Consider the following 21,561-nt stretch of genomic DNA (forward strand, 5'->3'; position numbering starts at 1 on the left):
AAGTTGTAGTCTCGTGAAGTGACTACCACTTCAACTACGGCGCTGGACCCACAACGGGTTCAGCGCCGTACTGTTTTCCTGCTCAGTTCCGCACAACTTCTCAGCGGCGTCGGCAACGGAGCCACGCTCTCCATCGGATCGTTGCTGGCAGTGGACCTGTCAGGGTCAGAAGCGTGGGCCGGCTCCATCACCACAGTGCTGACACTGGCCGCAGCGATCGCGGCTCTTCCCCTGGCGCGGCTGGCAGAAACGCGGGGACGCCGGACAGGTTTGGTGACAGGACTGGTGGCCGCGATGATGGGGGCGCTCCTGGTTATTGCGTCCGTGGTGGGCCAGTCCTTCGTGCTGCTCTTGTTGGGCGCAGCTTTACTGGGTCTTGGAACCGCCGCGAACCTGCAGGCGAGGTTCGCCGCCGTCGACCTCGCTGACCCGGAGCACCGCGGACGGTCATTGTCCACCGTGGTCTGGGCCATCACCATTGGTGCTGTCGCCGGCCCCAACCTGATCCAGCCGGGTGCAGTGGTTGGGGAGGCACTCGGGTTGCCGCCCATTGCCGGCCCCTTCGTATTTTCTGCGGCCGGCCTGTTCCTTGCAGCCGTCCTGTTGTTCGCGGGCCTTCGCCCGGACCCCCTGGTGCTGTCCAGGCGGCTGGCATCCCAGGCAAACGGCGACGCAGGCGAGGGCGCGCTGCCCGTCAGGGGTACCATCCGTTCAGGATTGCGCGCCGTGCGCTCATCACCGTCGGCGATGCTGGCGCTGGCCGCCGTTGTGGCCGCGCACGGCGTCATGGTGGCCGTCATGTCCATGACGCCCCTGCACCTGCAGCAACTCGTCGGCGGTTTCCATGCAGGACACCATGGCGGAACCACGGACAGCGAGGATGCCTTGGTGATCATCGGCCTCACGATTTCGCTGCACATTGCCGGAATGTTTGCTTTGTCGCCTCTCTGGGGGTGGCTCACTGACAAGGCAGGGCGCCTGCAAACCATCGCCATGGGCCACGGCCTGCTGCTGGTTGCCGTGTTCATTGCCGGTTTTGGCCAGCACGAGCCTGGTCTCGTCACCGCTGGCCTGATCCTCCTGGGCCTGGGCTGGTCCGCCGCAACCATCTCCGGGTCAACGTTGCTGGCTGAAAGCGTTGCCCCCGATGCGCGCGTTACCGTTCAGGGCGTCTCTGACACCCTCATGGGTGGCGCCGGCGCCATTGGCGGCGCCACCTCCGGTCTGCTGCTCGCGTGGATCGGATACCAAGGCTTGAACATCGCCTCGGGCGCCCTGGCTGCCGTAGTGCTGGTTTTGACGCTCGTCATGGCCGTACGGTCAGCACGGGCCCAGGACGCGCCGTCGCACCAGCCGCCGGCCTAACGGACCGCCCGAACCATCCCAAGGAGACGTGCGAAGATTCCCTCGCCGTCTTCCCCGATACCATCGTGGTGGAAATCCGCGGTGACCCATGGTTGAAGGCCCCGCACTGCAGCCGCAGTTTCCAGGGACAGGTCATGGTCCACATAGATATCGTCCTTATAGACGGCAGCCGCTACGGGGACAGTGTTTACCGCCAGCCGTTCGGGGCTGTACAGGGGCTTCCAGTCCTTCTTGGCCGCCAAATGCCCAGCCACGTCCCGCAGGGGAACCAAGGCCGGATCCTGTTCGAAATACCAGGGGTAGACCATCTCACCGGTGAGCAGTGGCTCGTTCGCGTCGGGTTTGAATTCCGGATGGTCCTCCAGCACCCGCCACGCGGCCCAGTTGGTTGCCTCACCCTGTCCGTAAATCGACTCATGGACGACGGCGTACAGAGGGTTGGCCGCGCGACTCACGAGGCTCCGCACTTGTTCAAGGAACGCCTCGGACAAGCGTGGACCGGAGGGCGTGTCAATAAATGCATCCTCCAGGAGGTAGTGCAGCGCATCCACCCGGGTGTTGCCCCCGAGGAAGGACCCGACCATCTGGAAACGCTCGGTCGTGAGCCTTTCGCCGCTGGCGAGGAACTCAGCATGCTGGTCCAGGTGGCGGGCGATCCGGGTGACGATGTCCCGGTCTTCCGGGTACCAGGAGAAGTATTCCGCGTTCCGCAAAGCGACACGGTGGAACGTGGCCTGGTACACGCGGTCCGCCGGACCGTGGAGCGGCGCCAGCCCACCAGTGATAAGGACCTCGCGGAGGCCCTCCGGCGCGAAGGAGAGGTACGTCAACGCGCAGAAGCCGCCGAAACTCTGGCCGAGGACAGACCATGGACCGGAACCGAGCACACGGCGGATGTACTCAGCGTCAGCCACGATCGAGTCGGCACGGAAGTGGGTCAGGTATTCGGCTTGTGCTGAAGGGTCGCCCCGGAGTTCGAGTGACTGTTGTTCAACGGGTGTGGACAAGCCTGTGCCGCGTTGGTCGAGCATCAGGATGCGGAATTCCTTCGCGGCCGCCTTCATCCAACCCGACAATGATGTGACCCGGTTGCCGCGGCCGCCCGGGCCGCCCTGCAGGAACAACAACCAAGGCAGCCTGGCGGCTTCCTCGGCCGTGTGGTCGGTGGAGGAGTATTCCCTGGCAAAGACCGTGATGGTCTCGCCGGCGGTGGCTGATTCATCCGGTACGTGCACCAAGGGAACGGTGAAATAGTGCTCCGCCGTTCGCAGCCCGCGGAACTCGTGGCGTGCGTGGACACTGTGCACGCCGGCAGTGCTGCGGCCGGCGGTCTGTCCGGGGGACTGGTCAGCCACGGGCGAGAGCCTCGTTCGCCTGGCCCGCGTTCGTGCCGAAGGCCTCAAGGGCCTCGCCGGTCAGGCGGAACGTGGACCACTCTTCCATGGGGAAAGCGCCCAGGTTCTTGTAGAACGTGATGGAGGGTTCGTTCCAGTCAAGGACGCTCCACTCAACACGGGCGTAACCACGTTCGACGGCGGTGGCCGCCAGATGCTGCAACAGCGCCTTGCCATGGCCCTCGCCACGTGCTTCGGGGATCACGTAGAGGTCTTCCAGGTAGATGCCGTGGACGCCCTCCCACGTGGAGTAGTTCAGGAACCAGAGGGCAAACCCTTGAACTGCGCCGGCACTGTTTTCGGCCATGGTGGCGTAGACACGGGGGTTCTCGCCGAAAAGTACTTCGGTAAGCATGGCCGGTGTATTTTTGACTGCGTCCGGTTCCTTCTCGTAGATCGCAAGATCATGGATCATACGGAGGATGGCAGGGACGTCGTCTACAGTGGCTGGGCGGATTACACTCATGGCTCCGAGCTTACTAGGGGAGCCGCGCCTGCCGCTCCCGGTTCTTCCTTACTGCCAAGCCAAGGCGGACGTTCCGTACTTCACCGGCGCTTTGCGGTATTGGAGGGGGACACCGTCCACGGTCAGGGGTGGCCCTACGAAGCGGAGTGGCCCGTAGGGGCTGTCCACCAGACGGAAGTCCGGGATGGGCATTCCGCCGACGCCGCTGGCGGGCCCGGGCACCGACAGGCGGAAGAGCACCTCCGCCGTGCGGACCAGGGAAACGTGTGCCGATCCTCCTCGTCCAGTGTGGAGGCGCTCTGACAGGAGAGCCAGGGCGGCTGCAGCAACACCGTACCCCGTTGCGTGGTCCAGTGCCTGGACGGGCAGCGCGCCGGGTGTCCACCCGTCGTCGACGTTTCCGTATCGCTCCGCGATTCCGCAGGCTGCCTGTACCAGGCTGTCGAAGCCGCGCCGGCCATTCCACGGTCCTGAGTCGCCCCAGGCGCTTAATGTCACCACCACCAGATCAGGCCTGGCGGCCAGCATCCCGTCCGGGTTCATACCGAATCTGTCCAGTCCACCGTGGCGGTAGCCGGTCACTGCGACGTCGGCCGCCGAAAGCAGGCGGTGCACCACGTCCAAAGCCTCGGCATTGTTGAGGTCGGCTTCGGCACTGCGCTTATCGAACCCGGAATCAACAAAGGCATCAGTGAGCTCAGGAAGACCCGGCGGATCGATCCGCAGGACATCCGCACCCAGGGCGCCCAGAAGTCGGGTGGCCGTGGGCCCCGCTATGACGCGGGTCAGGTCCAGGACCCTGAGTCCGGCCAGGGGACGGAATGGGTCCGTTGAGGGAACCCACGACGACGACCGCGGACTTTCACCCGGCGCTGCAGGAGACGTGAATCCGATCCACGGTCCCGTGCTTGCCGCGGTATGCATGGGTGTGGCAGTCCACTCTTCCCGGCTACGGACGGCCGCGGCCACACCCCTCCCGGCAATAATTGCTTCCTCTGCCTCCAGAGCGGTCATGGAAAGCAGCACTCGGTCAAGCCCATCGGGCGTCGAAATCCGAAGCGTTTCCATCAGCCGCGCCGCATGGTGCGGATAGTTGGCATGCAGACGGATCCAGCCATCTGCGGTGGGACGGAACCCGGACATCGGAGCAAAACCCTGGGGTTTCCGGCCCGAGATCCTCAGGTGCCCCAAGGAATCAAAAGACGCCGCCGTCAATTCTGACGACACCGCGTAACGGCCCGTAGAACCCGTCAGGGATTCGAGTGCAGTGGCTGCTGCCTGGACGGACCCCAACGCGAGCCCTTCGACGTCCAGGCTGCCACCCCACCACCAGCGCGGACCGATGCAGGCTGCCGGCTCTGCAGTAGCGAAGGCGTCCAGCAACCGCAGGCTGCCGGTCAGGTCCGGGACCGGTTCCACAGCGGTTGGCCTAGAGCCTGCCGGCGTCTGTCACGCGAACCACGGCGGTACCGGTCTCGTCAGATGCGGCCAGGTCAACTTCGGCCGAGATTCCCCAGTCATGGTTGCCCGCGGGATCATCGAAGATCTGCCGCACTTTCCAGGCGCCGGGTTCCTCGGTGATGATGAGCAGTCCCGGGCCACGGGCATCAGGACCCGTGCCGATGTCGTCGTGTTCATCAAAGTAGTCATCCAGGACTTCTTCCCAGCGTTCTGCGTCCCAGCCGGCATCGCCATCCAGCTCGCCCAGTGCCGCTGAGTCCTCATCAGCAAAGAGTTCAACCCGGCGGAACATTTCGTTCCGGACCATCACACGGAAAGCCCGGATGTTGGACGTCAGGAGCGGTGGCGGGGGAGGGGGAGCGTCGTGCGGTGTGGGGGCAAGCCCCGAAGTGAGCTCTTCCCATTCATCCAGCAGGCTGGAGTCAACCTGGCGGACCAGTTCTCCCAGCCACGCAATCAGGTCTTCAAGGTCCTCCCGCAGCGAATCCTGGGGAACGGTCTGGCGCAGGGCGCGGAACCCGTCCGCCAGGTAGCGCAGGACGATGCCCTCCGAGCGGGCCAGGCCATAGAACTGCACGAACTCACCAAAATTCATGGCGCGCTCGTACATGTCCCGGATGATGGATTTCGGCGCAAGCTCAAAGTCGCCCACCCACGGCGCAGCCTTGCGGTAGACCTCAAAAGCTTCGCCGAGAATGTCCGCCAAAGGCATGGGGTACGTAACTTCGTCAAGCATGGCCATCCGCTGGTCGTACTCGATGCCATCGGCTTTCATCGCCGCAACGGCCTCGCCGCGTGCCTTCTTCTGCTGCGCCGAAAGAATCTGGCGGGGCTTCTCCAAGGTTGACTCGATCACGGAGACAACGTCCAGGGCGTAGGACGGCGACTCGGGATCAAGCAACTCCAAGGCGGCCAACGCGAAGGGGGAGAGCGGCTGGTTCAGGGCGAAGTTTGCCTGCAGGTGAACTGTCAGGCGTACGGAGCGCCCCTCAACTTCCTGCTCCTCCTCCGGGATGCGTTCAACCACACCTGCGGCCAGCAGCTCGCGGTATATTCCCAAAGCTTTCTTCATGAGCTTGAGCTGGGAAGCGCGGTTCTCGTGGTTCTCGCTGAGCAAGCGCCTGGTGGCCTGGAACGGGTCACCCGGGCGCTCCATAAGGTTCAGGAGCATCGCGTGGGTCACAGTGAAACTGGACGTCAGCGGCTCAGGCACGGACTCCACCAGCCGCTTGAACGTGGGCTCACCCCAGGAGACAAATCCCTCAGGAGGCTTCTTCTTCACCACCTGCCGCAACTTCTTTTGGTCATCGCCGAACTTGGCAGTTGCCTTGGCCATCGCCTTGGTGTTTTCAACCACGTGGTCCGGCGCCTGGACGACCACCGTCCCGGCAGTGTCGTACCCCGCGCGTCCGGCGCGTCCGGCAATCTGGTGGAACTCACGTGAGTTAAGCGATCTGGTGCGTACGCCGTCGTACTTGCTCAGAGCAGTCAACAACACGGTCCGGATGGGCACGTTGATGCCCACCCCCAAAGTGTCGGTACCGCAGATGACTTTCAGCAGCCCGGCTTGGGCCAGTTGCTCCACCAAGCGGCGGTATTTGGGAAGCATGCCGGCGTGGTGGACACCGATACCGTGGCGGACCAGCCTGTTGAGGGTTTTTCCGAAACCGGCGGCGAACCGGAAACCTGCAATGAGCTCAGCGATCCGGTCTTTCTCCGCGCGGCTGCACATGTTGATGCTCATGAGGTTCTGGGCACGCTCAATGGCTTCGGCCTGGCTGAAGTGGACCACGTACACCGGGACCTGCTTGGTGGAGAGCAGTTCTTCCAGGCTCTCGTGGACCGGGGTCAGGTGGTAGTAGTAGTGCAGCGGGATAGGACGTTCGGCTGAGCTCACTGTGGTGGTGGACCGGCCAGTGAGTTCGGTCAGACCGGTTTCGAAGCGTGTGACGTCGCCCAGGGTCGCGGACATCAGGAGGAACTGTGCCTGGGGGAGTTCCAGCAGGGGTACCTGCCACGCCCATCCGCGCTGGGGATCGGAGTAGAAGTGGAATTCGTCCATGACCACAGAGCCGAGCTCCGCCGTCGAGCCTTCGCGGAGGGCAATGTTGGCCAGGATTTCAGCGGTGCAGCAGATGATCGGGGCATCCTGGTTGACGCCGGAATCGCCCGTAATCATTCCCACGTTCTCCGCGCCGAAGATGTCGCAGAGGGCAAAGAACTTTTCGGACACCAATGCCTTGATCGGAGCCGTGTAGTAGCTGCGCTGGCCCCGTGCCATCGCCTCGAAGTGTGCCGCGATGGCCACCAACGATTTTCCGGAGCCCGTGGGGGTGGCGAGGATGACGTTGGCGCCGGAGGCAAGCTCCATGATCGCTTCGTCCTGGGCCGGATACAGCTGCAGCCCGCGGGTTTCCGTCCACTCCACGAACCGTGTGTAGATTTCGTCCGGGTCCAGGGGACCGGTGGCGGTGGAACCGGGAAGCTGCTCAAGAAGTTTCATTGGTTTCCAGCTTAGTGCCCGCACGGTTTAGGCTCGGCCCAGCAATGGTGGCAGATGCGAGGAGGCTTTGATGAAGTGGGATCCGTCCAAGTATGTGGAATTCGGAAACCATAGGGACCGTCCATTCCACGACCTCGTCGCGAGGGTCCAGGCCAGTGAACCCCGCACGGTAGTGGACCTCGGCTGTGGCCCCGGAAACCTTACTGCTACGCTCACCGAGCGCTGGCCAGGCGCCCGCATTGTTGGCCTGGACTCCTCTGCGGAGATGCTCGCTCAAGCAGGCGCCCTCACGCAGCAGTTCACGCATCTGGAATTTATACAGGGCGATATCGCGAAATGGTCGCCCGACGCCGATACCGATGTAGTTGTCAGCAATGCGGCGCTCCAGTGGGTTCCCGGTCACCAGGACATGCTGGCCGGCTGGCTGCGGGCCCTGCAGCCCGGGGCATGGTTTGCCTTGCAGGTTCCCGGCAATTTCACCTCTCCTTCCCACGCCCTGATGCGGCACCTCGCGGAATCGCCCCAGTGGTCGGCCCGGCTGGACGGCGTTCTTCGACATGACGGTGCAGTAGGGAGCCCGGCGGACTACTTGGGAATCATGCTCGACGCCGGATGCTCGGCCGACGCTTGGGAAACCACCTACCAGCAGGTACTGCCGGGCAGTGACCCGGTCCTGCAATGGGTCCGCGGCACAGGTCTCCGTCCCGTGTTGGCGGCATTGTCCTCTGAAGAAGCTGCCGACTTCGAGACGGAGTACGCCGCAATGCTGCGCGAGGCCTATCCCGCAACAAGCCATGGAACCGTCTATCCGTTTCGACGCATTTTTGCCGTGGCACGGAAGAACGCGTGACGCCGTTGGATTCCCCGGGAGGGGAGGCAGCGACCTTCTTGCGCCGTGAGCTGCATGGTGATCTGCCTGGTCCTCGATGTGGATGTGCCTGTCGTCATGGCTTGTCCACTGCCGTCGTCGCTGGTCTAATTCTCGGCATGGACCAAGGACGCTTCCGACATCAAACGCCCCGCCACATGCCGGCACCCGGGCGGAGGTCGTTGTGACTCCCACCGGCGATTTCCCGGGCACCTGGCGGCCCAACACCACCAGCGCTGTCGCCCTCTTTGAACAGTTAAGGTTGCGGATCATCGAGCTCGCTGACTCGGGAGTCCTGGCGGTTGGAGCGAAACTTCCCCCCGTGCGCAATCTGGCCGGCGTACTGGACGTCGCACCCCACACCGTCGCCCGGGCTTACAAAGAACTGGAAGCCGCGGGCGTCGTGGCAACCCGCGGTCGGAACGGCACCGTGGTCTGTGCACGGGACGATCGCTGGGGAGCGCTGGCCGAGGTGGCCGGGCAGTATGCGTCCGCCGCGAAGGCACAGGGCGCCTCTTTCGCCGAGGCAGTCCAGCTTCTCGCCGCAGCGTATGACGCGGATTGATACCGATCGGTAGCATGTGAGGCACGACATGGAAATTCGAAGAAGTTTTCGATTAGCATTGGTAAGTGCCCAAAGCCTTAGCTGAAGATACCGCCATCGAATCCCCGAACAGCATCCCTGTGGTTCCTGACTCCAAACCCGCGAGGCCAGACCTCTCGCGGCTGGTGGTCAAGGGTGCCCGGGAACATAACCTGCGCAACGTGGACGTCGACCTTCCGCGCGATGCCATGATCGTGTTCACGGGACTCTCGGGTTCCGGTAAGTCATCGTTGGCTTTCGACACCATCTTCGCCGAAGGGCAGCGCCGCTACGTAGAGTCGCTGTCCGCGTACGCGCGCCAGTTCCTGGGCCAGGTGGACAAACCTGATGTCGACTTCATCGAGGGATTGTCGCCCGCGGTCTCCATCGACCAGAAATCCACCAGCAAGAACCCCCGTTCCACCGTGGGTACCATCACGGAGATCTACGACTACATGCGGTTGCTGTGGGCCCGCGTTGGCCGCCCGCACTGCCCCGTATGTGGCGAACCCATCGCCCGCCAGACACCGCAGCAGATTGTTGACCAGCTTCTGGAACTTGAGACAGGCACACGTTTCCAGGTCCTCGCCCCGGTGGTCCGCGGACGCAAGGGCGAATTCGTCGACCTGTTCAAGGAACTGACCGCCAAAGGCTATTCCCGTGCACGCGTTGACGGCGAGCTCGTCCAACTGAGCGATCCTCCCAAGCTGGGGAAGCAGTTCAAGCACACCATCGAAGTGGTGGTTGACCGCTTGGTGGTCAAGGAAGACATCAGCCAGCGGCTCACGGATTCCGTGGAGACCGCCCTGGGCCTGGCGGAGGGCCGTGTCCTGGTGGAGTTCGTGGATCTTGACCCCGCGGATCCCGGTCGTATCCGGGCTTTCTCCGAGAATCTTGCCTGCCCCAACGAGCACCCTTTGGCGATCGATGAAATCGAGCCCCGCTCGTTCTCCTTCAACAACCCCTTTGGTGCCTGCTCGGCATGCAGCGGCATCGGAACCAAGCTTGAAGTCGACGAAGAACTCATCGTCCCCAATCCTGAACTCTCCTTGGGTGAAGGCGCCATTGCCCCGTGGTCCTTGGGAACGGCAACCACTGAGTACTGGAACCGCCTCCTTGAGGGCCTGGCCCATGAGCTTGGTTTCTCCATGAAGACGCCCTGGGAGAAACTCTCCAAAGAAGTCCGGAACACCGTGCTGCATGGCAAGGACCACAAGGTTGTTGTCCAGTACAAGAACCGTTTTGGCCGTGAACGCAAGTACAGCACGGGCTTTGAAGGCGCTATCCAGTACGTCCACCGGAAGCACGGTGAAACCGATTCCGACTGGGCCCGTGACCGGTACGAAGAGTACATGCGCCAGATTCCCTGCCCTGAGTGCAATGGTGCACGCCTCAACCCGGCATCGTTGTCCGTGTTGATCAACGGCAAGTCGATCGCAGCGGTTGCTGCCATGCCTATGCGCGAATGCGCTGAGTTCCTGGGCAGCCTGACCCTCACCAGCAGGGAAGCGCAAATCGCCAATCAGGTGCTGAAGGAGATCCAGGCCCGCCTGACCTTCCTTCTGGACGTGGGGTTGGAATACCTCAATCTCGAGCGGCCGTCAGGAACCCTGTCCGGCGGGGAGGCCCAGCGCATCCGGCTGGCAACCCAGATCGGTTCCGGCCTGGTGGGCGTCCTGTATGTCCTTGACGAGCCGTCCATCGGTCTCCACCAGCGTGACAACCGTCGACTCATCGAGACCCTTACCCGTCTCCGGGACCTCGGCAACACGCTGATTGTGGTGGAGCATGACGAAGACACCATTCACGAGGCTGACTGGGTGGTGGACATCGGACCAGGCGCCGGTGAGCACGGAGGCCAGGTGGTGCACTCAGGTACCTACAAGGAGCTGTTGGAGAACACGGATTCCCTGACGGGTGACTACCTGTCAGGACGCCGGAAGATCGACATTCCCACCAAACGCCGTAAGTACGACAAGAAGCGTGAGCTCAAGGTTGTCGGTGCCCGTGAGAACAACCTGAACAATGTCGATGCCACGTTCCCGCTGGGGCTCTTTACTGCGGTGACCGGCGTCAGCGGTTCCGGTAAGTCCACGCTGGTCAACGAGATCCTGTACAAGGTCCTCGCCAATAAGCTCAACGGTGCCAAGCAAGTGGCAGGACGGCACCGGACGGTGGCCGGCCTGGAACACCTGGACAAGGTGGTCCATGTCGATCAGAGTCCCATCGGGCGTACTCCGCGCTCCAACCCCGCGACGTACACCGGGGTGTTCGACAACATCCGCAAGCTCTTCGCCGAGACCACCGAAGCCAAGGTCCGTGGATACCTGCCCGGACGGTTCTCCTTCAACGTCAAGGGCGGTCGCTGCGAGGCGTGTTCGGGCGACGGCACCTTGAAGATCGAGATGAACTTCCTGCCGGACGTCTATGTTCCTTGCGAGGTCTGCCATGGTGCCCGGTACAACCGGGAAACCCTTGAAGTCCACTACAAGGGCAAAACCATTGCTGATGTCCTCAACATGCCCATTGAGGAGGGTGCGGAGTTCTTTGCCGCCTTCACTCCCATTGCGCGCCACTTGACTACTCTGGTGGACGTTGGCCTTGGCTACGTGCGTCTGGGACAGCCGGCAACCACGCTGTCCGGTGGCGAGGCCCAGCGCGTGAAGCTTGCCGCAGAGCTGCAGAAGCGCTCCAACGGACGCAGCATCTATGTCTTGGACGAGCCCACCACGGGCCTTCACTTCGAGGACATCCGTAAGCTCCTGATGGTGCTTCAGGGCCTGGTGGACAAAGGCAATACGGTCATCACCATCGAGCACAACCTCGACGTCATCAAGTCCGCGGACTGGATTGTGGATCTGGGCCCCAACGGTGGCTCGGGTGGCGGAAAGATTGTTGCCACCGGAACACCCGAACAGGTGGCAAAATCCACGGAGAGCCACACAGCAACGTTCCTGGCCGAGATTCTCGGATAGGCGCCAGAAGTATTCCGGTAGCGGCATGCGAGTTTCAGGCATGCCGCTACTCGTGAGAAACTAACCCGGTGACTCAAACAACGGTGCCCGTAATATTCGATCTGGACGGCACCCTTGTCGATCCAGCCGGCGGTATCACGGGAGGAATCTCCGCGGCCCTCCGTGAATTGAACCTTCCCGTTCCTGGGCAGGCCGTGCTGAATTCCATGGTGGGTCCCAAGCTCAGCGATTCCCTGCTGCATTTGGCCAACGTCCCGGAAACCCTGGTCAATGAAACCATTGAGCGTTACCGGCGCCATTACAAGGAAACGGGTATCGGGCAGAGCAAGCTTTACCCCGGGATCTTCGAACTTCTTGAGTACTTTGCTGAATCCGGCCGGGCTGTAGCAGTTGCTACTCAGAAGCCGCAGTCCATTGCGAGGCTCGTCCTCGAACACCATAAAATTGCTGATTTCTTCGTGTCCATACGCGGGGCGGCTGACAACGAGTCCCTGGAAGCGAATACGGCATCCGGCAAAGTCGAGATTGTTGGGGCAGCCTTGGCTGACCTGCATTCACAGCCGGCAGTGATGGTGGGAGACAGGCATCAGGACGTCGCAGGAGCCATGGCAAACGGCCTGGATTGCATCGGGGTGGCCTGGGGATTCGCCCCGGACGGTGAACTCGAAGAAGCCGGCGCTGTGGCCGTAGTGCAAACCGCAGCCGAATTGCGGATCAAAATTGAAGAACTTGACGCTGTCCGTGCGGCAGCCCTGAGCGAGGTACAAAACGATGGCAGTCTTTGATGCGATCCGGTGGACAACCCGTGGACTGATTTCCTCCACGTGCCGGCCTACTGTCATTGGTTTGGAGAACGTTCCCAAAGAGGGGCCCTTCATTGTGGCCCCCAACCACCTTTCCTTCCTTGACAGCGTGATCGTCCAGGCTCTGATGCCGCGCCCGGTCGCCTTTTTTGCCAAGGCCGAATACTTCACCACCAAGGGCGTCAAAGGTGCCGTCATGAAGTCCTTCTTCGAAGCCGTGGGATCCATTCCGGTGGAACGAGGTGAGCAGGCTGCCAGCGTGCAGGCGCTCAAGACCCTGCTGGACATCCTCGAGTCAGGCAAAGGCATCGGCATCTACCCCGAGGGCACCAGATCGCGCGATGGCATCCTCTACCGTGGGCGTACGGGCGTGGGGTGGCTTGCCCTGACCACAGGCGCGCCTGTCATTCCCGTGGGCCTGATCGGGACCGAAAGGCTGCAGCCTGCGGACAAGAACGCTGTAAGGCCACAGCACTTCACCATGAAGGTGGGCGAGCCGCTCTATTTCGAGAAGACCGGGCCGGACCACTCCCTTCCGGCGCGGCGTGAAGTCACCGACAGGATCATGGACGCCATCGCCCTGCTCAGCGGCCAGGAACGCTCTGCAAGCTACAACCAGAGCAAATCCGTCGACTAGCAGCAGCTGCCGGGGGATGACGTGGCAATGGTTGTCGTTCCGGTTCACTAGACTGGAAACGTGGCAGATCCAGCAAGTTACCGGCCCCAAACAGGTGAGATTCCGACCACCCCGGGCGTCTATCGATTCCGCGACCCCCATGGCCGGGTCATCTATGTAGGCAAGGCAAAGAACCTCAGGTCCAGGCTTAATTCCTACTTTGCCAACCCTGCAGGACTGCTTCCCAAGACCCACGCCATGGTGCATGCGGCCAGCAGCGTCGAATGGACCGTGGTGGGCAGCGAGCTGGAATCGTTGCAGCTGGAATACACGTGGATCAAAGAATTCAAGCCGCGCTTCAACGTAGTTTTCCGCGACGACAAAACCTATCCCTACCTTGCCGTCACCATGGGGGAGAAGTACCCCCGGGTGCAGGTCATGCGAGGTGAGCGCAGGAAGGGCACCAAGTACTTCGGGCCCTACACCGCCGGCGCCATCCGCGAAACGATGGATACCCTGCTGAGGGTTTTCCCGGTCCGCAGCTGCAGCGCGGGCGTCTTCAAGCGCGCGGAATCCAGCGGGCGTCCTTGCCTGCTCGGCTACATCGACAAATGTTCGGCCCCTTGCGTCGGCCGGGTGAGTCCGGATGAACACCGCAACCTCGCCGAGGATTTCTGTTCCTTCATGGGCGGCGAAGCGAAACGATTTATAAGCCGCCTGGAAAAGGACATGGCAGCAGCCGTGGCCGAACTCGACTACGAGCGGGCTGCCGGGCTCAGGGACGACATCATCGCGCTCCGGAAGGTTTTTGAGCGCAATGCCGTGGTCCTCGCCGAAGATACCGACGCTGACGTCTTCGCGCTCCACGACGACGAACTGGAGGCTTCCGTGCAGGTCTTCCACGTCCGCGGTGGCCGGGTCCGCGGACAGCGTGGCTGGGTGGTCGAGAAGGTTGAAGATGCCACGACCCCAGAGTTGATCGAACATTTGCTGCAGCAGGTCTACGGCGAGGACAGCGAGGTCCAGGGCCGGATTCCCCGCGAAGTCCTGGTGCCGGAAGCACCCAGCAACCATGCCGAACTCACTGAGTGGCTGGGCGGACTGCGTGGTGCCAAGGTGGACATCCGCGTGCCCCAGCGTGGTGACAAGGCCGCCCTGATGTCCACGGTGCGCGAGAACGCGGAGCAAGCCCTAAAATTGCACAAGACCCGCAGGGCCGGCGACATCACTGTCCGCTCCGTGGCGCTTCAGGAATTGCAGGAAGCCCTGGAAATTCCGGTTCCCTTGCTGCGGATAGAGTGCTTCGATATCTCGCACGTGCAGGGCACCAACGTGGTGGCCTCCATGGTGGTGGTGGAGGACGGTCTGCCCAAGAAAGCGGACTACCGCAAGTTCTCCATCACGGGCGCAGCGGCAGCTGACGACACCGCGGCGATGCATGACGTCCTGACCCGTCGGTTCCGGCATTACCTGACGGACAAGGCTGCCCAGGTCCCCGTGATATCCGGCGAGATCGTCAACCCGACGCGTGCGGGGGCCAAGAGCAACACTGAAGCCCCGCCGTCGGACCCCACGATGCCGGCCCCCAAGGCCAAGTTCGCGTACCCGCCCAACCTGGTGGTGGTGGACGGCGGGCAGCCGCAGGTCAACGCCGCCAAGCGTGCGCTGGCGGAGCTCGGCATCGACGACGTCTACGTGGTGGGCCTTGCCAAGCGCCTGGAAGAAGTCTGGCTGCCTGACAGCGACTTCCCGGTCATCCTGCCGAGGACATCGCAGGGACTGTATCTACTTCAACGGATCCGTGACGAAGCCCACCGCTTCGCCATCACTTTCCATCGGCAGAAGCGCGGGAAGGCCATGACGGTGTCCGTCCTGGACGGGGTGCCGGGCCTTGGTGAAGCCAAGCGCAAGGCTTTGGTGGCGCACTTCGGCTCGCTGAAAAAGATCAAAGCGGCTTCCGTTGAAGAGCTCACGTCTGCCAAAGGTATCGGCCCTGCGCTGGCAGCTGCCGTGGTTCAACACCTGGGTAACACGGAAGACTCCGCCGGGGCAGTCCCGGCGATCAACATGACCACCGGCGAAATCCTTGAATCTTAGCTAGGGTTAGAACCTGGCCGATGGCCGCATCAGCGGCCACCGGCCCTTGAACATGTCGAGGGTGCGTTGACCCAAGGGGAGCGCACCTCAGGCCGTAAACACCACTTCGGACGAAACGGGGAACAACTCATGGATGAGGCAACGGCAGGGTCCGGAACGGAGCAGGACGGCCTCACGCCCGTCAAGCCCCCGGAGGCGGAACTGCTGGTCGTCACCGGCATGTCAGGGGCAGGACGCAGTACGGCCTCGGATGCCCTGGAAGACCACGGCTGGTATGTGGTGGACAACCTCCCACCGCAGATGCTGGGAACCCTGGCCGAAATTGTCTCGCATGCTCCCAAATCCATTCCCAAGCTGGCGGTGGTGGTGGATGTCCGCAGCAAGGACCTCTTCACTGACATCCAGACGGCGCTGGGCGCGCTCAGCGCCAGCGGCATCACCTTCCGGGTGCTCTTCCTGGACGCCAATGATGACGTCCTGGTCCGCCGTTTCGAGCAAGGACGCCGTCCGCATCCCCTGCAGGGCGGCGGCAGGATCCTTGATGGCATCGGGGTCGAGCGCGAGGTCCTGAGGGAACTGCGCGAGCATGCCGACGTCGTGCTGGACACCTCCGACTTCAATGTCCACGGCCTGGCAACAGCCATCACCGAACTGTTCAGCGACACAGGCCCGGTGACCCTGCGCCTGAACGTCATGAGCTTTGGATTCAAGTACGGACTCCCTGTGGATGCCAACTTCGTGGCCGATGCCCGTTTTATTCCCAACCCGCACTGGGTTCCCAAGCTTCGGCCCCATACAGGGCTGGATGAGGACGTCAGCAACTACGTGCTGGCTGCCGATGGCGTGCACGAGTTCGTGGACAGGTACGTACGGGCCCTGGAGCCTGTCCTGGACGGCTACCGCCAGGAGAACAAGCACTACGCCACCTTGGCTGTTGGCTGCACTGGAGGCAAGCACCGATCGGTGGCGGTCGCCGTCGAACTTTCGAAGCGTTTGGCGCAGTATCCCCGTGTCACAGTCACCACCACCCACCGAGACCTGGGACGCGAGTAGTGGGCGTCCTCACCGGCCCACTGCCCCTGATCCCGCCCAAAGGCGTCCCCGGCAGCCAGCAAAAGAAAAGTCCGTCAGTGGTTGCCCTGGGTGGCGGCCACGGACTGGCGGCGTCGCTGTCGGCACTGCGCCTGCTCACCTCCGAGCTGACGGCAATCGTCACAGTAGCGGACGACGGCGGCTCGTCCGGGCGTCTTCGCGAGGAGTACGGCGTCCTTCCGCCCGGCGACCTGCGGATGGCGCTCAGCGCCCTGTGCGACGATACCGACTGGGGCCGGACCTGGCGGGACGTCATGCAGCACCGTTTCAATGCCGGGTCCGCCAAAGGCGGCTCACTGGACCATCACGCCATGGGCAATCTGCTGATCGTGACCCTGTGGGAGCTCTTGGGAGATACGGTTGCCGGCCTGAAGTGGGCCGGCGCCCTGCTGGGAGCCAGGGGCCAGGTGCTGCCCATGTCCAGCGTTCCCCTCACCATTGAGGGCCAGGCCCACATTGACCTTCCGGGAGGTGGCCAGGAACTGCGTACGGTCCGGGGCCAGGCAAAATGCGCTGTGGCGGGCAAGCTTGAAGACGTCAGGCTGCTGCCTGAGGATGCTCCGGCCTGCACAGAAGCCCTGACGGCCATCGAACTGGCTGACTGGGTCATCCTTGGACCCGGTTCCTGGTACACCTCGGTCCTGCCGCATCTGCTGCTGCCTGAGCTGCGCCAAGCCCTGGGCGACACCGCTGCGAAGCGCTGCCTCACCATGAACCTTGACGTCGAAACCAAGGAAACCTCGGGCATGACGGCCGCGGACCATCTGGACGTCCTGCGCCGCTATGCACCTGAATTCAGCGTCGATGTGGTCCTTGCGGATCCTGCTGCAATCCAGGACCTCAAAGCCTTCGAGAAGGCCGCGGGGATGATCGGGGCTGAAGTGGTGTTGGGTAGAGTGGGGGCGTCGAGGCGCCGCCCCGTCCATGATCCACTGCTGCTGGCAGCGGCGTACCACGATATTTTCGGGAACAGTTAGGAATACGCGATGGCACTTACTGCGTCGGTCAAGGACGAACTGTCCCGGCTGGACATCAAAAAGTCTTCAGTCCGCAAGGCTGAAGTTTCGGCAATGCTGCGCTTCGCGGGTGGCCTGCACATCATTTCGGGCAGGATCGTCATCGAGGCTGAAGTCGACCTCGCTTCCACGGCACGCCGCCTCCGGGCCGCGATCGCGGAAGTGTACGGCCACCAGAGCGAAATCATCGTCGTTTCCGGTGGCGGCCTGCGCCGGGGAAGCCGCTATGTTGTCCGTGTGGTCCGGGACGGTGAAGCACTCGCCCGCCAAACGGGCCTGCTGGACGGACGCGGACGTCCTGTGCGAGGGCTGCCCTCGGTGGTGGTCAACGGCTCGGCTGCAGACGCCGAGGCTGTCTGGCGGGGAGCGTTCCTCGCCCACGGTTCACTCACTGAGCCGGGTCGTTCTTCCTCGCTGGAAGTCACGTGCCCCGGCCCCGAATCCGCGCTGGCACTCGTTGGGGCTGCCAGGCGGCTCGGCATCCAGGCCAAGGCCCGTGAGGTGCGCGGAGTGGATCGCGTAGTCATCCGAGACGGAGACACCATTGCTGCCCTCCTGACCCGCATGGGTGCGCATGACGCGCTGATGGTGTGGGAAGAACGGCGCATGCGCAAGGAAGTCCGGGCGACGGCCAACAGGCTTGCCAACTTTGACGACGCCAACCTGCGCCGGTCTGCCCAGGCAGCAGTGGCCGCGGGTGCCAGGGTGGACCGTGCCCTGGAAATCCTGGGAGACGACGTACCGGACCATCTCAAGTACGCCGGGGAGCTCCGTGTTGCCCACAAGCAGGCCAGCCTGGATGAACTCGGACGCCTGGCGGATCCGCCCATGACCAAGGACGCCATTGCGGGTCGCATCCGCCGCCTCCTCGCCATGGCGGATAAGCGGGCCCTCGACCTGGGCATCCCGGGTACTGAGGCAAATGTGACTCCGGAAATGATGGACGAGTAGTCCGCACCCATAGAATCGAAAATGCGTGGAGGAAATACTGCGAGGCCACCCGGGGTTGTTCCCGATGGAGGCAAGAGCAGGCTTCTTCGCCAAGGATTTCCGGCCAGCATGCTGGCCGGATGACATAACGAGAGTTACCAACCCGGACGTCAGTCCATTACATTGGAGGATTTCGTGACAGAGTACGTTCTGCCCGAGCTCGGCTATGACTATGCAGCACTCGAGCCGCACATTTCGGCAAAGATCATGGAGCTGCACCACAGCAAGCACCATGCTGCTTACGTTGCAGGCGCCAACAATGCCCTCTCCCAGCTGGCCGATGCCCGCGAGAAGGGTGACTACGCCAACATCAACCGTCTCTCCAAGGACCTCGCGTTCCACACCGGCGGACACATCAACCACTCCGTTTTCTGGAACAACATTTCCCCGGACGGCGGCGACAAGCCCGAAGGTGAGCTCGCAGCAGCCATCGATGACGCCTTTGGTTCGTTCGACGCTTTCCGTGCGCAGTTCAGCGCTGCCGCACTTGGCTTGCAGGGTTCCGGCTGGGCTTTCCTGGCCTACGAGCCCATCGGTGGCAACCTGCTCATCGAGCAGCTCTACGATCAGCAGGGCAACGTTGCAGTAGGTACCACGCCGCTCCTGATGCTGGACATGTGGGAGCACGCCTTCTACCTGGACTACGTCAACGTCAAGGCTGACTACGTCAAGGCCTTCTGGAACATCGTCAACTGGGCGGACGTTGCAAAGCGCTTCGAAGCCGCGCGCGCCAACGCCACGGGCCTCATCGTCCTTTAGTTGGTGAGCCCCGGTTCACGCCGATGTAACAAAAGTCACTTTTTGCGTGAATTGGGGCCAAATGCTGGAAAGCCTGCCTCCGCAGTTGCGGGGGCAGGCTTAGTTAAACGTAAGATGGATCACGGAAGGCGGTTAGCCTTCAGCAACGTGGCTGGTCGCCCTCCGATCTGATAATCACCTCTGCCCAAAGACGTGCGGGGTCTGTTGGTTGGAAATAATAAATCCGACTCACTAGGCGTGCTTGCAAGAGCACCAAGGAGATTGACACATAGTGACCACCCGTATTGGTATCAACGGCTTCGGCCGCATCGGCCGTAACTACTTCCGCGCAGCACTGGCCCAGGGCGCAGACCTTGAGATCGCCGCCGTCAACGACCTCACCAGCCCCGAGACTCTCGCCCACCTCCTGAAGTACGACTCCGTCGGTGGACGCCTCGCCCAGACCGTGGAAGTTGTCGATGGAAACCTGGTAGTCGATGGCAAGTCCATCAAGGTCCTGGCTGAGCGCGATCCCGCCAACCTTCCGTGGGGCGAATTGGGCGTTGACATTGTCATCGAGTCCACCGGCTTCTTCACCAAGGCCGCAGCAGCCCAGAAGCACATTGATGCCGGCGCCAAGAAGGTCCTCATCTCGGCTCCCGCAAGCGACGAAGACATCACCATCGTCATGGGCGTCAACCACGAGCTTTACGATCCCGCAGCGCACAACATCATCTCCAACGCCTCCTGCACCACCAACTGCCTCGGCCCGCTGGCCAAGGTAGTCAATGACGCCTTCGGCATCGAGCGTGGCCTCATGACCACGGTCCACGCCTACACGGCCGACCAGAACCTGCAGGACGGACCGCACGGCGATCTCCGCCGCGCCCGTGCCGCCGCCATCAACATGGTTCCTACGTCCACCGGTGCAGCCAAGGCAATCGGACTGGTCCTGCCGGAGCTCAAGGGCAAGCTGGACGGCTACGCCATCCGCGTTCCGGTCCCCACGGGTTCCGCTACGGACCTCACGTTCACCGTCTCCCGCGAAGTAACGGTTGAAGAAGTCAACGCAGCAGTCAAGGCTGCCGCTGAGTCAGAACAGTTCGCCGGCATCCTTAGCTACACCGACGCTCCCATCGTGTCCTCTGACATCGTCGGAGACCCGGCGTCTTCCATCTTCGACTCCGGCCTGACCAAGGTCATTGGCAACCAGGTCAAGGTTGTTTCCTGGTACGACAACGAGTGGGGTTACTCCAACCGCCTCGTAGACCTCACGGAGCTCGTCGCATCCAAGCTGGGCTAGGGTAGACACATGACATCTCACACCCTCAACGAACTCATCGCTGAAGGTGTCCGCGGGCGGTACATTCTGGTCAGAAGTGACCTCAATGTGCCGCTCGACGGCTCTACAGTGACCGACGACGGCCGCATCAAGGCCTCACTTCCGGTCCTCAAGAAGCTCTCGGACGCCGGTGCCCGTGTGCTCGTTACCGCACACCTTGGACGCCCCAAGGGCGCTCCCGAAGAAAAGTACTCCTTGAAGCCCGCTGCGGCCCGCCTTGCGGAGCTGGCGGACTTCCCGGTACAGCTCGCCGCGGACACGGTGGGGGACTCCGCCAAGGAGCTCTCATCCGGCCTCAACGACGGGGACGTACTCATCTTGGAGAACGTTCGCTTCGATGCCCGCGAAACCAGCAAGGACGACGCCCAGCGCGGCGCCTTCGCCGACGAGCTGGTTGCCCTCACGGGAAGTAACGGCGCCTTCGTGGACGATGCCTTTGGAGCGGTCCACCGCAAGCACGCGAGCGTTTATGACGTGGCCACCCGGTTGCCGTCCTACCTGGGCGACCTCGTCCACACCGAGGTAGAGGTTCTCCGGAAGCTCACCACGGACACGCAGCGCCCGTATGTCGTAGTTCTTGGTGGCTCCAAGGTCTCGGACAAGCTGGCGGTGATCGAGAACCTTCTGGGCAAAGCGGACACCATCCTTGTTGGCGGCGGCATGCTCTTTACTTTCTTGGCCGCAGCAGGCCACAAGGTTGCGGGAAGCCTTCTTGAGGAGGACCAGATCCCCGTAGTCCAGGACTACCTCCAGCGCGCTTCGGCTGCGGGTACCTCCTTTGTGATCCCCACCGACGTAGTAGTGGCCAGCCGCTTTGCAGCTGATGCAGACCACGAGGTCGTCAGGGCGGACGCCATTGAGGACAGCGCTTTCGGAGCTTCCGGTATCGGCCTGGACATCGGACCGGAATCCGCTTCCGCGTTCGCAGCCCAGATCGAAGGCGCCAAGACCGTCTTCTGGAACGGCCCCATGGGTGTCTTCGAATTCGAGGCCTTCTCCAGCGGCACGCGGGCCATCGCCCAGGCGTTGACGGATACGGTTGCCTTCACCGTTGTGGGGGGTGGCGATTCCGCCGCAGCCGTTCGGACCCTAGGGTTCGAGGACTCGCAGTTCGGACACATCTCCACTGGTGGTGGCGCAAGCCTGGAATACCTTGAAGGCAAGGAACTTCCCGGCCTGAGCGTCCTGGACCGCTAAGCACCATCCGGCCGGCAGGACGCCATCGCGTTCTGCCGGCCGTTCCATATTTCAA

At 62.7% G+C, this 21,561-nt stretch carries 17 protein-coding genes; 13 read left to right on the forward strand and 4 right to left on the reverse strand.

Annotated elements, in window-relative coordinates; translation table 11 throughout:
• The first annotated feature begins 18 nt into the window (after positions 1-18).
• Positions 19-1,365: an MFS transporter gene (locus QEH68_RS10540; RefSeq protein WP_280627919.1), complete on the forward strand. Its 1,347-nt coding sequence runs from the start codon at positions 19-21 to the stop codon at positions 1,363-1,365.
• Here QEH68_RS10540 and QEH68_RS10545 read toward each other — a convergent pair.
• The 4 genes from QEH68_RS10545 to QEH68_RS10560 are packed head-to-tail and all read right to left on the reverse strand — an operon-like array spanning position 1,362 to position 7,189.
• Positions 1,362-2,720: an alpha/beta fold hydrolase gene (locus QEH68_RS10545; RefSeq protein ID WP_280627920.1), complete on the reverse strand. Its 1,359-nt coding sequence runs from the start codon at positions 2,718-2,720 to the stop codon at positions 1,362-1,364. The genes QEH68_RS10540 and QEH68_RS10545 overlap by 4 nt on opposite strands.
• On the reverse strand, positions 2,713-3,225 hold the full coding sequence (locus QEH68_RS10550; protein WP_207593500.1) for a GNAT family N-acetyltransferase: 513 nt from the start codon (positions 3,223-3,225) through the stop codon (positions 2,713-2,715). The genes QEH68_RS10545 and QEH68_RS10550 overlap by 8 nt, the downstream gene beginning before the upstream one ends.
• 48 nt (positions 3,226-3,273) lie before the next feature.
• Complete coding sequence (locus tag QEH68_RS10555) at positions 3,274-4,644, reverse strand: CoA transferase (protein WP_280627921.1); 1,371 nt, start codon at positions 4,642-4,644, stop codon at positions 3,274-3,276.
• Positions 4,645-4,654: 10 nt separating this feature from the next.
• Positions 4,655-7,189 (reverse strand): DEAD/DEAH box helicase, encoded by a 2,535-nt coding sequence (locus tag QEH68_RS10560; protein ID WP_280627922.1) that lies wholly within the window; start codon positions 7,187-7,189, stop codon positions 4,655-4,657.
• Positions 7,190-7,259: 70 nt separating this feature from the next.
• Here QEH68_RS10560 and QEH68_RS10565 point away from each other — a divergent pair, with 70 nt between their 5' ends.
• The 12 genes from QEH68_RS10565 to QEH68_RS10620 all read left to right on the forward strand — a co-directional run bounded on the left by QEH68_RS10565 (position 7,260) and on the right by QEH68_RS10620 (position 21,506).
• Entirely contained in the window at positions 7,260-8,039 is a 780-nt protein-coding gene (locus QEH68_RS10565) for a trans-aconitate 2-methyltransferase (RefSeq protein WP_280627923.1), read from the forward strand.
• A gap of 202 nt (positions 8,040-8,241) precedes the next feature.
• Positions 8,242-8,622 (forward strand): GntR family transcriptional regulator, encoded by a 381-nt coding sequence (locus QEH68_RS10570; RefSeq protein WP_207593504.1) that lies wholly within the window; start codon positions 8,242-8,244, stop codon positions 8,620-8,622.
• 65 nt (positions 8,623-8,687) lie between these two features.
• Positions 8,688-11,615, forward strand: coding sequence for an excinuclease ABC subunit UvrA (gene uvrA, locus QEH68_RS10575; protein ID WP_280627924.1), 2,928 nt, complete (start codon positions 8,688-8,690; stop codon positions 11,613-11,615).
• A 68-nt stretch (positions 11,616-11,683) separates the two neighbouring features.
• Positions 11,684-12,400 (forward strand): HAD hydrolase-like protein, encoded by a 717-nt coding sequence (locus QEH68_RS10580; RefSeq protein WP_280627925.1) that lies wholly within the window; start codon positions 11,684-11,686, stop codon positions 12,398-12,400.
• Positions 12,387-13,055, forward strand: a complete 669-nt coding sequence (locus QEH68_RS10585; RefSeq protein ID WP_207593507.1) for a lysophospholipid acyltransferase family protein — start codon at positions 12,387-12,389, stop codon at positions 13,053-13,055. Before QEH68_RS10580 ends, QEH68_RS10585 begins: the two co-directional genes overlap by 14 nt.
• A gap of 60 nt (positions 13,056-13,115) precedes the next feature.
• On the forward strand, positions 13,116-15,131 hold the full coding sequence (uvrC, locus tag QEH68_RS10590; protein WP_280627926.1) for an excinuclease ABC subunit UvrC: 2,016 nt from the start codon (positions 13,116-13,118) through the stop codon (positions 15,129-15,131).
• A gap of 129 nt (positions 15,132-15,260) precedes the next feature.
• A complete protein-coding gene (gene rapZ / locus QEH68_RS10595) occupies positions 15,261-16,184 on the forward strand; it encodes an RNase adapter RapZ (RefSeq protein ID WP_089595052.1) in 924 nt (307 codons plus the stop codon).
• Positions 16,184-17,200, forward strand: coding sequence for a uridine diphosphate-N-acetylglucosamine-binding protein YvcK (gene yvcK / locus QEH68_RS10600; protein WP_207593509.1), 1,017 nt, complete (start codon positions 16,184-16,186; stop codon positions 17,198-17,200). Before rapZ ends, yvcK begins: the two co-directional genes overlap by 1 nt.
• Before the next feature lie 9 nt (positions 17,201-17,209).
• On the forward strand, positions 17,210-18,190 hold the full coding sequence (whiA, locus tag QEH68_RS10605) for a DNA-binding protein WhiA (protein ID WP_018777554.1): 981 nt from the start codon (positions 17,210-17,212) through the stop codon (positions 18,188-18,190).
• Between the two features lie 174 nt (positions 18,191-18,364).
• A complete protein-coding gene (locus QEH68_RS10610) occupies positions 18,365-18,988 on the forward strand; it encodes a superoxide dismutase (protein WP_089595054.1) in 624 nt (207 codons plus the stop codon).
• A 271-nt stretch (positions 18,989-19,259) separates the two neighbouring features.
• Entirely contained in the window at positions 19,260-20,270 is a 1,011-nt protein-coding gene (gene gap / locus QEH68_RS10615) for a type I glyceraldehyde-3-phosphate dehydrogenase (RefSeq protein ID WP_280627927.1), read from the forward strand.
• A gap of 9 nt (positions 20,271-20,279) precedes the next feature.
• Positions 20,280-21,506 (forward strand): phosphoglycerate kinase, encoded by a 1,227-nt coding sequence (locus tag QEH68_RS10620; protein WP_207593510.1) that lies wholly within the window; start codon positions 20,280-20,282, stop codon positions 21,504-21,506.
• The last annotated feature ends 55 nt before the right edge of the window (positions 21,507-21,561 follow it).

The sequence above is a fragment of the Paenarthrobacter sp. OM7 genome, assembly GCF_029873575.1.
GTDB lineage: Bacteria > Actinomycetota > Actinomycetes > Actinomycetales > Micrococcaceae > Arthrobacter.

What these genes read in the sequence shown, in the direction of transcription:
- QEH68_RS10550 (WP_207593500.1), bottom strand. Translation starts at nt 3,225, where the DNA reads ATGAGTGTAATCCGCCCAGCCACTGTAGACGACGTCCCTGCCATCCTC.
- QEH68_RS10560 (WP_280627922.1), bottom strand. Translation starts at nt 7,189, where the DNA reads ATGAAACTTCTTGAGCAGCTTCCCGGTTCCACCGCCACCGGTCCCCTG.
- QEH68_RS10565 (WP_280627923.1), top strand. Translation starts at nt 7,260, where the DNA reads ATGAAGTGGGATCCGTCCAAGTATGTGGAATTCGGAAACCATAGGGAC.
- QEH68_RS10585 (WP_207593507.1), top strand. Translation starts at nt 12,387, where the DNA reads ATGGCAGTCTTTGATGCGATCCGGTGGACAACCCGTGGACTGATTTCC.
- rapZ (WP_089595052.1), top strand. Translation starts at nt 15,261, where the DNA reads ATGGATGAGGCAACGGCAGGGTCCGGAACGGAGCAGGACGGCCTCACG.
- whiA (WP_018777554.1), top strand. Translation starts at nt 17,210, where the DNA reads ATGGCACTTACTGCGTCGGTCAAGGACGAACTGTCCCGGCTGGACATC.
- QEH68_RS10620 (WP_207593510.1), top strand. Translation starts at nt 20,280, where the DNA reads ATGACATCTCACACCCTCAACGAACTCATCGCTGAAGGTGTCCGCGGG.